Annotated in this window: 9 protein-coding genes; 2 read left to right on the top strand and 7 right to left on the bottom strand. The window is 69.5% G+C overall.

What is annotated here, in order from left to right:
- Window positions 1–505: 505 nt before the first annotated feature.
- Both bamA and WMF28_RS22280 read left to right on the top strand, forming a co-directional pair.
- A complete protein-coding gene (gene bamA / locus WMF28_RS22285) occupies window positions 506–2842 on the top strand; it encodes an outer membrane protein assembly factor BamA (protein WP_437595254.1) in 2337 nt (778 codons plus the stop codon).
- Window positions 2843–3099: 257 nt separating this feature from the next.
- Window positions 3100–3861, top strand: coding sequence for a rhomboid family intramembrane serine protease (locus WMF28_RS22280; RefSeq protein ID WP_437595253.1), 762 nt, complete (start codon window positions 3100–3102; stop codon window positions 3859–3861).
- 48 nt (window positions 3862–3909) lie between these two features.
- Here WMF28_RS22280 and WMF28_RS22275 read toward each other — a convergent pair whose 3' ends face one another.
- From WMF28_RS22275 to WMF28_RS22245, 7 genes are all read right to left on the bottom strand, one after another.
- Entirely contained in the window at window positions 3910–4320 is a 411-nt protein-coding gene (locus WMF28_RS22275) for a hypothetical protein (protein ID WP_437595252.1), read from the bottom strand.
- 27 nt (window positions 4321–4347) lie between these two features.
- Window positions 4348–6267, bottom strand: coding sequence for an RNA polymerase sigma factor RpoD (gene rpoD / locus WMF28_RS22270; protein ID WP_437595251.1), 1920 nt, complete (start codon window positions 6265–6267; stop codon window positions 4348–4350).
- Between the two features lie 117 nt (window positions 6268–6384).
- The gene (gene dnaG / locus WMF28_RS22265) at window positions 6385–8334 is read right to left on the bottom strand and encodes a DNA primase (protein WP_437595250.1); all 1950 of its coding nucleotides are present in this window, start codon (window positions 8332–8334) and stop codon (window positions 6385–6387) included.
- 199 nt (window positions 8335–8533) lie between these two features.
- On the bottom strand, window positions 8534–9091 hold the full coding sequence (gene atpC, locus WMF28_RS22260; RefSeq protein WP_437595249.1) for an ATP synthase F1 subunit epsilon: 558 nt from the start codon (window positions 9089–9091) through the stop codon (window positions 8534–8536).
- 7 nt (window positions 9092–9098) lie between these two features.
- The gene (atpD, locus tag WMF28_RS22255) at window positions 9099–10523 is read right to left on the bottom strand and encodes a F0F1 ATP synthase subunit beta (protein WP_437595248.1); all 1425 of its coding nucleotides are present in this window, start codon (window positions 10521–10523) and stop codon (window positions 9099–9101) included.
- A gap of 216 nt (window positions 10524–10739) precedes the next feature.
- On the bottom strand, window positions 10740–11570 hold the full coding sequence (gene rsmA, locus WMF28_RS22250; RefSeq protein ID WP_437595247.1) for a 16S rRNA (adenine(1518)-N(6)/adenine(1519)-N(6))-dimethyltransferase RsmA: 831 nt from the start codon (window positions 11568–11570) through the stop codon (window positions 10740–10742).
- Window positions 11571–11579: 9 nt separating this feature from the next.
- Window positions 11580–13256 (bottom strand): DUF58 domain-containing protein, encoded by a 1677-nt coding sequence (locus WMF28_RS22245; protein WP_437595246.1) that lies wholly within the window; start codon window positions 13254–13256, stop codon window positions 11580–11582.

Raw genomic sequence — 13256 nt, 5'->3', positions numbered from 1 at the left:
ATTTCTGGCAGCGCGTGCTCGCCTGCGTTCGTGCGGCCCCTGGCATAGCGTCAAGTGGCCGAGAGATCGACCCCGCACGCAGGGGGTTCGCGGCGCGATCGGTCGGCGACGCCCTGTTTTCGGCGTCCGCCCTTGAGACTCACGGCGCACTGGGCTACGGGGTGGCGCCTTGTACGCGACAGGCACCCGTTCAATGCTTCGCCTCCCCGGCCGCTGGCAGCGGCTCGTCTGGCTCGGCCTCTTCCTGGTGTTCGTTGCGGCAGCGGCGATACGGCCCCGGCTTGCGGCAGCTCAGGTGCCCGGAGGTGCTCCGGACACGCAGGCGCCCGGGCGCGGCGCCCCGCCGGCTCCCGCTCCGGCCGGTGCCGCTCAGCCGTCTGCCCCGGCCAACGCGACCGGGGAAGCCCAGCCAGGCTCCGGTACACCTGCGCAGGGGGCCGCCGATACGGCCGAACCGACGCTCGACCTGGCACCCACGGAGGCTGAGCTCGCTCGCGGGCAGCCGGTGGTCCAGGTCGCCATCGCCGGCAACCGGCGGATCTCGTCCGAGGACGTGCTCGTCTACCTTGGGCAGACGCGGGTCGGCAGGCCGTTCACCCCCGAGGGGCTGGCCCGCGACGTGCGCGAGCTCTGGGACTCCGGCCTGTTCGACGACGTCGAGGTCGACCTCACCCGCCGCGACGACGGCGTGAGCTTGCGGGTGCTCGTCCGCGAGCGCCCGAGCATCAAGGCCATCGAGTTCTCCGGCAACGACGCGATCGACAGCGAGGACCTCACCGAGGCGCTCTCGGTCGAGATCAAGACCGGCACGATCCTGAGCTACGCGGCCGTCCGCCGCGGCGTGCAGAAGCTCCGCGATAAGTACGCCGAGGAGGGCTACTTCCTCGCCGAGGTCAGCTACGAGGTCAAACCGGAGCGGGAGAACCAGGTCACCCTCAAGTTCACCATCAAGGAGCACGCGCCCGTCACCGTCCGGCGCATCACGTTCATCGGGAACCACAACATCCCGGACGAGGAGCTCCGGGAGGTCATGCTCACGGGGCAGGGAGGGTTCTTCGCCTTCGGCACGGGCGGCCCGTTCCGCCAGGACATGTTCGAGCGCGACGTCCTCGTGATCAACGCCCTCTACTACGATCGCGGCTTCCTCGCGGTGCAGGTCGCGACGCCCCGGGTGATGCTCACGCCTGACCGCACGGGCATCGAGGTCACGCTGACGATCAACGAGGGGCCGCGGTTCCGCATCCGCTCGCTCCGCGTGTACGAGCGCGACGCCGACGGGCGCGAGATCGAGCCGCTCGGCGGGCGCCGGGCGCTGCGCGAGATGGTGCGGGCCAAGCCGGGGGACTGGTTCAACCGCGCCGAGCTGGCGAAGGATCTCAGCGCGATCCAGACGCTCTACCGGGATGCCGGCTATGCCAACGTCGAGGCCTCGCCCGACACCCAGCTCGACCCGGACAGGCGCGAGGTCGACATCACCGTCGGCATCCGCAGAAACCAGCCCGTCTACTTCGGGCGCATCGAGATCCGCGGCAACACGAAGACGCGGGACAAGGTGATCCGCCGCGAGCTGGAGGTGGAGGAGCGGCAGCTGTTCAGCGAGACGAAGCTGGAGCGGTCGAAGCAGCGGATCACGGCGCTCGGCTACTTCGAGCGGGTCGACATCTCCACCGAACAGGGCGAGGACGCCCAGCACATCAACGTCAACGTCGACATCGGCGAGAAGCCGACGGGCACCTTCCAGATCGGGGCTGGCTTCTCGAGCGTCGAGAGCTTCATCGCGACGGCGCAGGTGCAGCAGGCGAACCTGCTCGGAAGCGGCCAGTCGCTCTCGCTCCAGGCGCAGATCTCGGGGCTGCGGCGCCTCATCGACGTCCGCTTCTTCGAGCCCTACCTGTTCGACAGCCCGTTCTCCGCGGCGGTGAGCGTCTACAACCAGCTGCGGGCCTACAAGGAGTTCTCGCAGACCTCCACGGGCGGCTCGCTCACGCTCGGCTACCCGCTCATCGAGCCGCAGCTCCGCGCGCAGCTGACCTACACGCTGGAGAACGACGAGATCTCGTCCTCCACGTCGACCGGCCTCGGCACGGCGGACCCGCGGTCCACGTTTCAGCGGCTCCCGCTCTACAACCTCTTCAACGACGGGATCACGTCCAGCATCCGCCCGGCGCTCACCTACGACACGCGCAACAACCAGCTCTTCCCGACCTCAGGCATCTACCTGCAGGGCTCGGTGGAGCTCGCCCACAGCGCGCTCGGCAGCCAGAACGAGTTCCTGCGGTATCGCGCCACGGGGCGGTTCTACTACCCGATCACGGACAGCCTGGTTCTCAAGCTGAACACCGAGGCCGGCATGGTGACGAGCCCCAACCCGGAGGGCGTGCCGGTCTTCGCCCGCTTCTTCCTGGGCGGCATCCTCGACGTGCGCGGCTTCGAGATCCGGGACATCGGCCCGCGGCTCCCGCTCCGCGAGTCCCTCGATCCGAACTCCCCGCCCATCGTGAACGGCGCAAACATCGGCGGCAACTTGATGTACTACCAGAACCTCGAGCTGGAGTTCCCGCTCATCGAGGCCGTGCAGATCAAGGGCGTGGTGTTCACCGATCTCGGCAACGCGTGGAATCTCGAGAAGCTCTACTGCAACGCCGCCCCCGCTTCGCCGCACGACGTCACGAACCCGTGCTTTTCGATCGAGCGTCTGCTCGATGTCCGCACCTCGTGGGGGTTCGGGTTCCGGTGGTTCTCCCCGCTCGGGCCGCTGCGCTTCGAGTGGGGCTTCCCGTTCAAGCGGCTGCCCTACGAAGAGACGTACAAGTTCGAGTTCAACATCGGCAACTTCTTCTGAGTCGCCGGGCGCCGGACGCAGCAGGGACGTGAATGGCCTCCCGCCGGGCACGCCGGCCGATGGCGCGCGCGCTGCCCGGCGCCCCGCGCGCACGCCGGGCGTGCCCTGCCGGAGTGTCCAGGATGGCGCGCGGCGAGCGTCGCGCTCGTCGTGCGGGCGCTGGCCGGGGGGCGAATCGCCGTAAAGTAAGGGGGCGGCGGTTGCCCGGCGGGGGCGCGGCTGTTAGGTGGAAAGCTATGCGCCCGGAGCACAGCTCAATGGGGTTCCCCAAACCAGGCAAGGCCCTGCTGGGGATGATGATCGCGATCGGCTGTATCTGGGTGATGTTCACCCTCGGGCTGAACTGGGGGGGCGCGGGGGAAGGCGTGCTCGCGCCGTTCGTTGGCATCAGCGATCGGGTCCTCCACGGTCAGGTGTGGCGGCTGCTCACCGCGCCGCTCATCCACAGCCCGAGCGATCCGTGGCACTTCGTCATGACGCTGCTCGGCCTGTACTTCCTCGGCACCTCGCTCGAGGAGCGCTGGGGCGTCGGCCGGATGCTGGCGTTCCTGTTCGGCTCCGCGGCCTTCGCGTTCGCGCTCCAGGTGGCGGTGGGCGCGCTCTTCCCGAAGGTGGCGCAGCCCGTATTCTACGGCGGGCTCGGGATGATCGAGGCGGTCGCCGTCGCGTGGGCGCTCGCGCACCGGCACACCACGGTCCGTCTCTTCTTCGTCCTCCCCGTGACGGGCACGATGCTGCTCGTCTTCATCTTCGCCATCTCGGTGCTCAACGTCATCTCCATGCGCGCGCCTCACGAGGGGCTGATCACGCCGTTCGGCGGCATGCTGGCGGGCTACCTCTTCGGCGACTTCTCCCCGCTGCGGCGCTTCTACCTGCGGATGCGTTTCCGCCAGCTGCAGGCGCAGTCCGTCGCGCTCCGCCGCGTACCCGCGGCGCGCGGCCGCGCCGGGGGCGCCTCGCTCCGGGTCATCCCCGGCGGCCAGAAGGACCCCCCGAAGGACAAGCGCTACCTGAACTGAAGTCGTCGCGGCGCGCCCGTCACGCCTGTTCGGCGCGCGCGCCGGCGTTCACGGCGCGGCGCACCGACGGAGCTCTTCGAGCGTCTTCACGCGCGTGAGGCAGTCGAGCTCGCCCGGGTCCACCTCGCTCCCGGTGAGCTCCCGCTTGCAGTCGGACGTCCACTCCGACGAGAGCCGCTCACCCTCGCTCGCGAGCACAACCGTCGCCTTCCCCGAGCCCCCTGGCTCCGCCGGCCCCACCCGCCTCACCTCCGCCGTCCACGCGGCGCGCATGGCTTCGCCGACCCTGCGGCAGTCCTCCTCGGACATGGTCTTGCCGCAACCGGCGCCATGGAGCGCGCCGGCGACCACGAGGAAGGCCGCGACGGCGCGCTGCGCGCCGAGCGGGCTCCTCCCCGCGCGAGCGCGCGGCTCGCCGGGGAGAGCCCGGCCGCGCGGTGCGCGCGCAGAGGCTGCCATCGGATGCCGAGCAGGCCAGCCCACGGACTAGCTGTCGATGAAGCTCTTGAGCTGCTTCGACCGGCTGGGGTGCCGGAGCTTGCGGAGCGCCTTGGCCTCGATCTGCCGGATGCGCTCGCGGGTGACCTCGAAGTCCTGACCGACCTCTTCGAGGGTGTGGTCGCTCTTCTCGCCGATGCCGAAGCGCATCCGGAGCACCTTCTCCTCGCGCGGCGTCAGCGTCTTCAGGACCTTCCGGGTCTGCTCGGCGAGGTTCATGTTGATCACCGCCTCCGCCGGCGAGATCACGCTCTTGTCCTCGATGAAGTCGCCGAGGTGCGAGTCCTCCTCCTCGCCGATCGGGGTCTCGAGCGAGATCGGCTCCTTCGCGATCTTCAGGACCTTCCGCACCTTGTCGAGCGGGAGCTCCATCTTCTCGGCGATCTCCTCGGGGGTCGGCTCGCGGCCGTACTCCTGTACGAGGTAGCGCGAGGTGCGGATGAGCTTGTTGATCGTCTCGATCATGTGGACCGGGATGCGGATCGTCCGCGCCTGGTCCGCGATCGCGCGGGTGATCGCCTGCCGGATCCACCACGTCGCGTACGTCGAGAACTTGTAGCCGCGCTTGTACTCGAACTTGTCGACGGCCTTCATGAGGCCGATGTTGCCTTCCTGGATGAGGTCCAGGAACTGGAGCCCGCGGTTCGTGTACTTCTTCGCGATGGAGACCACGAGGCGGAGGTTCGCCTCGACCAGCTCCGCCTTGGCGCGCTCCGCCATCCGCTCGCCTTCGCGGATGTTCTCGTAGGTGTCGCGGATCGCCAGGACGTCGATGTTGAGCTCTTCCTCGACCTTCTTCAGGCCCTTCTGGGCGTTCTTGATGGTCGACTCGAAGTCGTTGAGCTCCTCGCGGTTGACGTTGAGCTTCTTGGCGAGGCGACCCTCGAGGGCGCGGTTGCCCTTCACCTTGATGAGCTCGCGCTTGAGCTCGCCCTTCGAGAGCCCCGTGCGGCGCTCCAGCTCGGTCGCGCCGGCCTCGGCCTTCTCGACCTTCGAGATGAGGCTCTTCAGCTTCTGGACGATCTTGTCGATCGTCCGCTTGTTGAGGCGCATCTCCTCGAGCGTCGTCACGAGCTCGGCTGTCGCCTGCGTGACCTCGACGTCGATCTGCTTGCGGCGGACCTCGGTCTTTACGTCTTTGCGCTCCTCGACGAGCTCCGCCTTCTTCTTGTCGACGCGCTTCACCTTGTCGATGAGGCGGATGATGCGCCGGTCGGCCTCTTCCTCGTCGAACTCCTGGTCGTCGTTCTCGGCGTCCTTGATGAGCTCCTTCACCCGGATCTTGTGCTTCCGGAGCTTCTCGCCGAGATCGATGATCTCGCGGACGGCGATGGGGGAGTCGAGGATCGCGGCGTTGACCTTCTGCTCGCCGATCTCGATCCGCTTCGCGATCTCGACCTCGCCCTCGCGGGTGAGCAGCGAGACGCTGCCCATCTTGCGGAGGTACATCCGGACGGGATCGTTCGACTTCGAGTAGTAGTCGACGTCCTCTTCCTCGCGGTCGGGCGTGACGACAAGCTTCTTCTCGCCCGCCTCCTCGTCCGCGATGCGCTTCGGCGCGATCTTCACCTGGGTCGCGCCGTCGACGATCTCGATGTCCTCGTCGCCGAGGGCGCCCACCACGTCGTCCAGCTGATCGGGCGCGACGTCCGCGGGGAGCGCGTCGTTCACCTCGTCGTAGGTGAGAAAGCCTTTGCTCTTGCCGGTCTCGACGAGTTTTTCCAGGGTCTTCCGGTCCTTCTCGGACCGCTCGGCTCGGATGCCCGCGTCTCCTTTGTTGCTTGGGCGTGCTCCTGCCTCAGCGTGCCCGCGTGTCGATGCGTGCCGCGCGCCGTTCAGCGCGCCGCCCCCCGCCGCCCTTGCGACCCCGCCTGCCCGACCGGAAGATTGCTTGGCCTTGCTCGCCATTACCTCATGCTCCACTTACGGCGACCAGCTCGCCGCGACCGACAAGACACCAAATGATTCCGACAAACCCTAGGGATCCGCACGTCGGGTCGCCACGTAGGGGCGACACGGAACGCATCAAGGAAGACCGAGCCCCCCCGCTCTCCGCTGGAATAGCTCACGCAACAAAGCGTTTTCAGCATCGGCATCGACCGCGCTCTTCTGGAGCTGGCTCATGACGGCCGCCTTCTGTCGCGCCAGGGCCTGCCTGCTCAACTTTTGTGAGTTCTCCAAGAGCGTCGCCTTGGCCGTTGAGGCCGCTTCGAAGACAGGCGAGACCAGCCGTCCAGCCGCGAATGAATGGATCGGAGCCGGGACTTGCGCAAGAAATTCGCCGGCGGCAAGACCCATTTCAAATGTGAAATTTTGACGCGCTGTGGCAATTGCCAGGGCGACCTCGCCTTCGAGGCATTCCAGCGCGGTCTGCACCTCATCGTCGGCCATGAGCTCGGGAAAATCGAGGATCGCGCCAAGGATCTCGAGGCTGACCTCCGGGACCTGCGCGCGTGAGCGCGCGTGCTCCCACGTCTCGGTCGTCTGTCCGGAGGGGGTCACCTCGCGGCTGGGCTGGTTCCGCGGCCGGGAAAGGGACTCCTCGACGACGCGCTCGAGCTGCCGGAGGTCGTCGGGTGAGCGACCGCCGATGACGAGCTTCGAGGAGACACGATCGGCGTAGAGCTTCGCCATCATCCTGAGGTTCGGGTCGTCCTCGTCGGCCAGCAACGCGGCCACGGCGCGTACGCGAGCGAGCTGCTCGGGCAGCGACGAGCCGCCGAAGCTGTCGCCGTCGAGCGCCTCGTCGATGACGTGCTCGAGCAGGCCGCGCGCGCCCTTCAGGATGCGCGCGACCGCCTCCGGGCCGTGCTCGCGAGCGAGATCGTCGGGATCGACGCCGGCCGGCAGCACGGCGACGCGCGCGCTGAGCCCCGCCTCGCGGCACGGGGAGCGCGCCGCGCGCGTGGCCTTCTTGCCGGCCGCGTCGCCGTCGAAGAGCAGGATGACCACGGGCGCGAAGCGCTTGATGAGCTTCGCCTGTGCCGGCGTGAACGCGGTCCCGAGCGGAGCGACCGCGTGGCCGATGCCGCGCGCGTGGAGCGCGACGACGTCGAAGTTGCCCTCCACGAGGACCCCCTCGCCGCGCTGCCGGATCGCCTGGCGCGCCTGGTAGAGCCCGAAGAGGTGCTCTCCCTTCGTGTAGATCGGCGACTCGGGGCTGTTGATGTACTTGGCCGGCGCGCCGTCGGTCTGCGGCGCAGGGCCGGTGAGGCTGAGCGACGAGAGCTCCGCGGGGCTCGGATCGGGCAACGCGCGCCCGCTGAACGCGATCACCCGGCCCATCACGTCGGTCACGGCGAACATGAGCCGGTGGCGGAAGCGGTCGTAATGGCCGCTCCCCGAGGAGCGCGGCACGAGGAGCCCGACGCGCTCCGCGAGGACCGGGGAGATGCCTTGCTGCCGCAGGTAGGTCGCGAGCGCGTCCCAGCCGAACGGGGCGTAGCCGATCCGGAACGCCTGGAGGGCATCGGAGATCGGGTCGACGCCGCCATCGCCGTCGCGGAGCGGCAGCCCGCGTCGCACGAGCTCCTCGTGGGCGTAGCGCGCGAGCGGATGGGGGCCGCTGCCCGGGCCACCGCGGAGGCTGTGCTCGAAGAACGTCGCGGCGAGGTGGTTGACGGCGTAGAGGTCGTCCTTCGACTTGCGCGCCGCCTGCGCCTCGCGCCGCTCGGCGTCGGTCAGCGACTCCGCCACCTCGATGCCGGCGCGCTCGGCGAGCGCGCGCACCGCCTCGGCGAACGTCCGGCCCTCGAGCTTCATCACAAAGTCGATGGCGCTGCCGGTCTCCTTGCAGCCGAAGCAGTGATAGAACCCGCGGTTCGCGTTCACGTGGAAGCTGGGCGTCTTCTCCTTGTGAAAGGGGCAGAGCCCGACGAAGGAGAGCCCGCGGCGCGTGAGGCGCACGCTTTCGCCGATGAGCGCTACGAGATCCGTGCGCTCTTTCACGAGCGCGATCGTCTCCGGAGTGATCATGGGCTGCCTTGGTGGCCCCGTGCGCGCGGGGCCCGCAGAACATCACGGGTGGACCCAGACAGCGTGGCGCCGTTTGCGCCAGCGCCTTGGCGGTGCGGGTAGCTCGCGAGGCGGGAGATCCCCAAGACCCTCGCGGCCTGTGTGGAGAACAGTGTCCTGTGCGGCGGCCGCGCGCGCAAGGCGGTAGCCGCCAGGTACGTCACTTCGGATCGGGGAACGGAGAGCCGGGTCTCTTGTGGTCCGTGAGGCTCTCGTCGGGCTGGGAGGCCTCGACCATCTCCTCGATCGACGGCGCCTCGGCGTGGTCGGCGAGGAACCGCGTATCCTCGCGAACCATCGGAGGAGGCGGATCGCCGATGAGCTCGAGCTCGGTGGCGAGCCACTGCTCCTCTTCGATGAGCTCGCGGCGGCGCGGATCAGTCAGGTCGCCTTGCCAGTGGTCGAGCTCTGCATCGACCTCCTTGAGCCGGAGGCGCACCCGCACGACGTCGACATCATCCTTCTTGGCGAAGCGCTCGGTGAGCAGCAGCGCCGTATCGCTGACGACCTCGACGAATCCGTGATGAACGGCCAGGCGGTGCTCCTGGCCGTTCTGGTGGTACGTCACGAGGCCGGTCCGGAGGGCGGCGAGCAGAGGCAGGTGACCCGGGAGCACACCGAACTCGCCGGCGACGCTCGGTGCGGTCACGTCCGTGACCTGCTCGCGCAGCGCGACGCCGGTGGGCGTCACGATTTCGAGGAGGATTGTATCGGCCATGGCCGCGTCAGGCCGCCTTCCTCGACGCTCGAGCCTTCACCTCGTCGATATTGCCTACCATGTAGAAATCCTGCTCCGCGATGTGGTCGAGCTTTCCGTCCAGGATCTCCTCGAAGCCCGAGATCGTGTCCTTGAGCGAGACGAGCTTGCCCTCGAGCCCGGTGAACTGGGCCGCGACGAAGAACGGCTGCGACAGGAACTTCTGCATCTTGCGGGCGCGCGACACGACGAGCTTGTCGTCCTCGCTGAGCTCGTCCATCCCGAGGATGGCGATGATGTCCTGGAGATCCTTGTAGCGCTGGAGCGTTTGCTGCACGCGCCGCGCGACGGAGTAGTGCTTCTCGCCGACGATCTGGGGATCGAGCATCGTCGAGTTCGAGTCGAGCGGATCGACGGCCGGATAGATGCCGAGCTCCGAGATCGCGCGCGAGAGAACGGTGGTCGCGTCGAGGTGGGCGAAGGCCGTGGCCGGCGCCGGATCGGTCAGGTCGTCGGCGGGGACGTAGATCGCCTGCACGCTGGTCACGGAGCCCTTCGTCGTCGAGGTGATGCGCTCCTGGAAGGCGCCCATCTCCGTCGAGAGGGTCGGCTGGTAACCGACGGCGCTCGGAATACGCCCGAGGAGCGCGCTCACCTCGGAGCCCGCCTGGGTGAACCGGAAGATGTTGTCGACGAACAGGAGCACGTCCTGGCCCTCCTCGTCACGGAAGTGCTCGGCGACGGCGAGCGCCGAGAGCGCGACGCGGGCGCGAGCGCCCGGCGGCTCGTTCATCTGGCCGTAGATGAGCGCAGCCTTCGAGATGACAGGGCTGCCGTCCGCGAGCTTCGACTCGCTCATCTCGAGGAAGAGGTCGTTGCCCTCGCGCGTCCGCTCACCGACGCCGGCGAAGACGGACACGCCGCCGTGCGCCTTCGCGACGTTGTTGATGAGCTCCAGGATGAGCACCGTCTTGCCGACGCCGGCGCCGCCGAAGAGGCCGATCTTGCCGCCCTTGCGGTAGGGGGCGATCAGGTCGATGACCTTGATGCCCGTCTCGAAGACCTCGACCTTGGTCGACTGCTCGATGAACGGGGGCGGCTCCCTGTGGATCGGCGACAGCTTCTTGGCATGCACGGGGCCGGCGTCATCGATCGGTACGCCGACGACGTTCAGGATCCGGCCGAGGCACTCGTTGCCGACCGGGACCATGATGGGCTTGCCCGTGTCGCGGACTTCCATCCCGCGCACGAGGCCGTCGGTGGAGTCCATCGCGATGGTGCGCACCGTCGACTCGCCGAGGTGCTGGGCGACCTCGAGCACGAGGTTGTCGGGCTCGGCCGAGATGCTCGGGTTGCTCAGCTTGAGCGCGTTCAGAATCTTGGGTAGCTGGCCGGACGGAAAATCGACGTCGACGACCGGTCCGATGACCTGGGTGATCTTTCCAACAACCATGGAGCGGGAGTCCTCCTCGTACGAGCTTTGACGAGTCGCGCGGCCCACTAGCATGGACCTGCGCGTCCGACTAGTGGCTGCGCGCCAGAAATCCTGCCGCGCTTCGTGCCGACGCTTCGTGGTGGGGGGGCACGGCCTCAGGCCCTGGGTTCTCATGCGGGGTCCCGTGCCTCGCGACCCTCTCCTCGGGGAGGGAACGCCCGTGTGCGGCTGCGGTCAGCGATCTCGGAGGGCGGCGATCCGCGCGAACGCCTCGACGCTGAGCGTCTCGCCGCGCGCGTCGAGCGAGATGCCGGCGTCCTTCGCGTGGCGCTCGAGCTCCTGGGACGACCAGCCGTAGAGGTTCTTCCAGGCGTTCCGGAGCGTCTTGCGGCGGGCCGAGAAGGCGGCGCGCACGGCGGCGCGGAAGGCGTCCGTCTCCTCGGCGCGCCGCGGGCGCGACGGCGTCAGGACGACGACGGCGGAGTTGACCTCCGGCCTCGGGTAGAACGCGCCGGCGCGCGCGATCAGGAGGCGGCGCACGTCGAACGCGGCCTGCGCGAAGACCGAGAGCGCGCCGTAGTCGCCGCTGCCCGGGGCGGCGACGAGGCGCTCCGCCACCTCCAGCTGCACCATGAAGACCGCGCGATCGATCTGGTCCGCGATGGTGGTGGCCTGCTCGAGGAGCCGGCCGGTGAGCTGGTACGGGAGGTTGCCGGCCACCGTGTGCGGGCGCGCGTGACCGGAGAGCGACGCGACCCAGTCGACCTGCGCGGCGTCGGCCTCGAGCAACGTCAACCGGCCGCCCTCGATCGGGTCGGCGAGCTGCTCGCGGAGGATCGGGACGAGGTCGCGATCACGCTCGATCGCGACGACGTGCGCGGCGCGAGCGAGGAGCGGCCGCGTGAGCGCGCCGAGCCCCGCCCCGATCTCGAGCACCGCGCCACCTGGCGGCGTCGTGGCTGCCTCGGCGATCCGGCGCGCCGCCTCGACGTCGACGAGGAAATTCTGTCCGAACCCCTTCTTCGGGGAGAGGCCGCGTGCGCGCAAGAGCTCTGCGATGGACATCCCTCGACCTCAGGTCTGCGGTGGGGGCGCCCCTTCGTGGGGCGCTGCAGCGGCTGCGCTCGGCGCGGCCGCGGGCGTGGAGCGAAGCCGCGCGACGCGCACGCCGACCTTGCGGAGCACCGCCTCGCGGCGGGTCTGCGCCACCCGCGCGCGGATGAGCACGGCCTCGGCCGCGATGGGCGCGAGCTCCTGGAACGCCTTGTCTGCCGGCGTGGGGCTCCTCTGCTGCTCGTCCCCGTCGCTCTCCAGCGGTCGCGGCGCCTCCCAGGGAGGAGCGAGCCCCGGCTCGAGATCGGGGAGCGTCCACATCACGTGGATCGCCTTCCGCGAGAGCCGTCGCACCGCCTCCGAGAGCCGGCTCAGCTGCGCGTCGGCGGGCGGCGGCGCCAGGACGTAGACCATGCTCGCGCGCGGCTTGCTGCGCGCGATGTGCGTGAGCGACTCCGCGACGGTCACGGTGGGATCGCGTCGATCCAGCTCGGACCGCGCGGGCGATTCGATGCCGTAGCTCGCGAGGTAGCGGCGCAGCGTGCGCTCGCGCTGCGAGCGCCCGAGCGGCGCCGGCGCCGAGAACGGCGCACGGGCGCGCATCGACTCGGCGCGGGCGGCCAGCCGGTCGAGGTCGCCGCGGCGCAGGTCATCGAGGCCTCGCGCGTCGAGCGGCCTGAGGTGCTCGAGGACGCGCGCAGCGACGTCCGCCTCGTCGAGCTCGCTCCGATCCGCGTCGTACGTGCCGCACCCGACGGTGAGCGCATGCGCGATCTTCTGGCCGTGCCCAGGGCCGTGGTCGGGCGTGATCGTCACGCGAGGGCCGGGCGCCAGGAGGATGAGCCCGACGCGATCGCCGCGCCCGAGGTGCCTCGTGGCGACGGCCGAGGCCTCGTCGATCATGAGATCGAGCGGAGCGCGGCCGAGCGGGCCCGCCCAGAGCTCCACGGCCGCGTCGACGAGGATCCAGACCACATCCCGCTCCTCGCGCTCGAACTCCCGCACGAGCAGCGTGCCGCGGCGCGCGCTCGCCTTCCACGCGATCTTCCGGAAGGGATCCCCCGGCTGGTGCTCTCGCAGCTCGCGCAGGTCGTCGCCTTCGCCGCGCACGCGCCCGGGCTTGCCGGAGGCCGCGAGCAGGTGGCTGCGCCCGCCGCGCGGCTGCGTGAGGTACGCCATGAAGGGCCGCGGGAGGACCTCGATCCCGTACGGGTTCGCGAAGGTCAGGGGCACCTCGAAGAGGCCTGGGGCGCCGTGCACCTCGAGCGCGAGCCCGTGCAGCCCGTGCTGGCCGACGCGCGGCGTGCGCACGACGACCTTCACCTTGAGCCGCCCCGAGGCGGAGACCTCTCCTCGGCTCGGCTCGATGCGCACGTCGAGCTGCGACGAGGCGATCGCGCGCAGCTTCACGTAGCGGGCCGCGAGCGTGTCGCGGTTCCGCACCTCGGCCTCGATCTCCACGGTGCCTCCGCGCGCGGACCGGAGGACACGCCGCGAGCCGCTCCAGAGCATCTCGAACCCGGCCGCGCGGATGCGCGCCACCGACACAAGCGTCACGCCGCGGGCGAGCGCGATCGCGACCAGGATCGCCCCGCCCCAGCCGACGATCGCCGGCTCGCGCGCGATGAGCCCTGCGCCCATGACCGCGACGCCGGCGATGGCCAGGTGGGCGGCGGTGCGCGTGGGATAGAGCTGCAT

The organism is Sorangium sp. So ce590, from assembly GCF_051521365.1.
Classification (GTDB): domain Bacteria; phylum Myxococcota_A; class Polyangia; order Polyangiales; family Polyangiaceae; genus Sorangium.
This window is presented reverse-complemented; position numbering and strand designations above follow the sequence as displayed.

Excerpts from the sequence above, each read along its gene's own strand:
- atpC (WP_437595249.1), bottom strand. The coding sequence starts at position 9,091 with ATGGCCGATACAATCCTCCTCGAAATCGTGACGCCCACCGGCGTCGCG.
- WMF28_RS22245 (WP_437595246.1), bottom strand. The coding sequence starts at position 13,256 with ATGCAGCTCTATCCCACGCGCACCGCCGCCCACCTGGCCATCGCCGGC.
- atpD (WP_437595248.1), bottom strand. The coding sequence starts at position 10,523 with ATGGTTGTTGGAAAGATCACCCAGGTCATCGGACCGGTCGTCGACGTC.
- rsmA (WP_437595247.1), bottom strand. The coding sequence starts at position 11,570 with ATGTCCATCGCAGAGCTCTTGCGCGCACGCGGCCTCTCCCCGAAGAAG.
- WMF28_RS22275 (WP_437595252.1), bottom strand. The coding sequence starts at position 4,320 with ATGGCAGCCTCTGCGCGCGCACCGCGCGGCCGGGCTCTCCCCGGCGAG.
- dnaG (WP_437595250.1), bottom strand. The coding sequence starts at position 8,334 with ATGATCACTCCGGAGACGATCGCGCTCGTGAAAGAGCGCACGGATCTC.
- WMF28_RS22280 (WP_437595253.1), top strand. The coding sequence starts at position 3,100 with ATGGGGTTCCCCAAACCAGGCAAGGCCCTGCTGGGGATGATGATCGCG.
- rpoD (WP_437595251.1), bottom strand. The coding sequence starts at position 6,267 with ATGGCGAGCAAGGCCAAGCAATCTTCCGGTCGGGCAGGCGGGGTCGCA.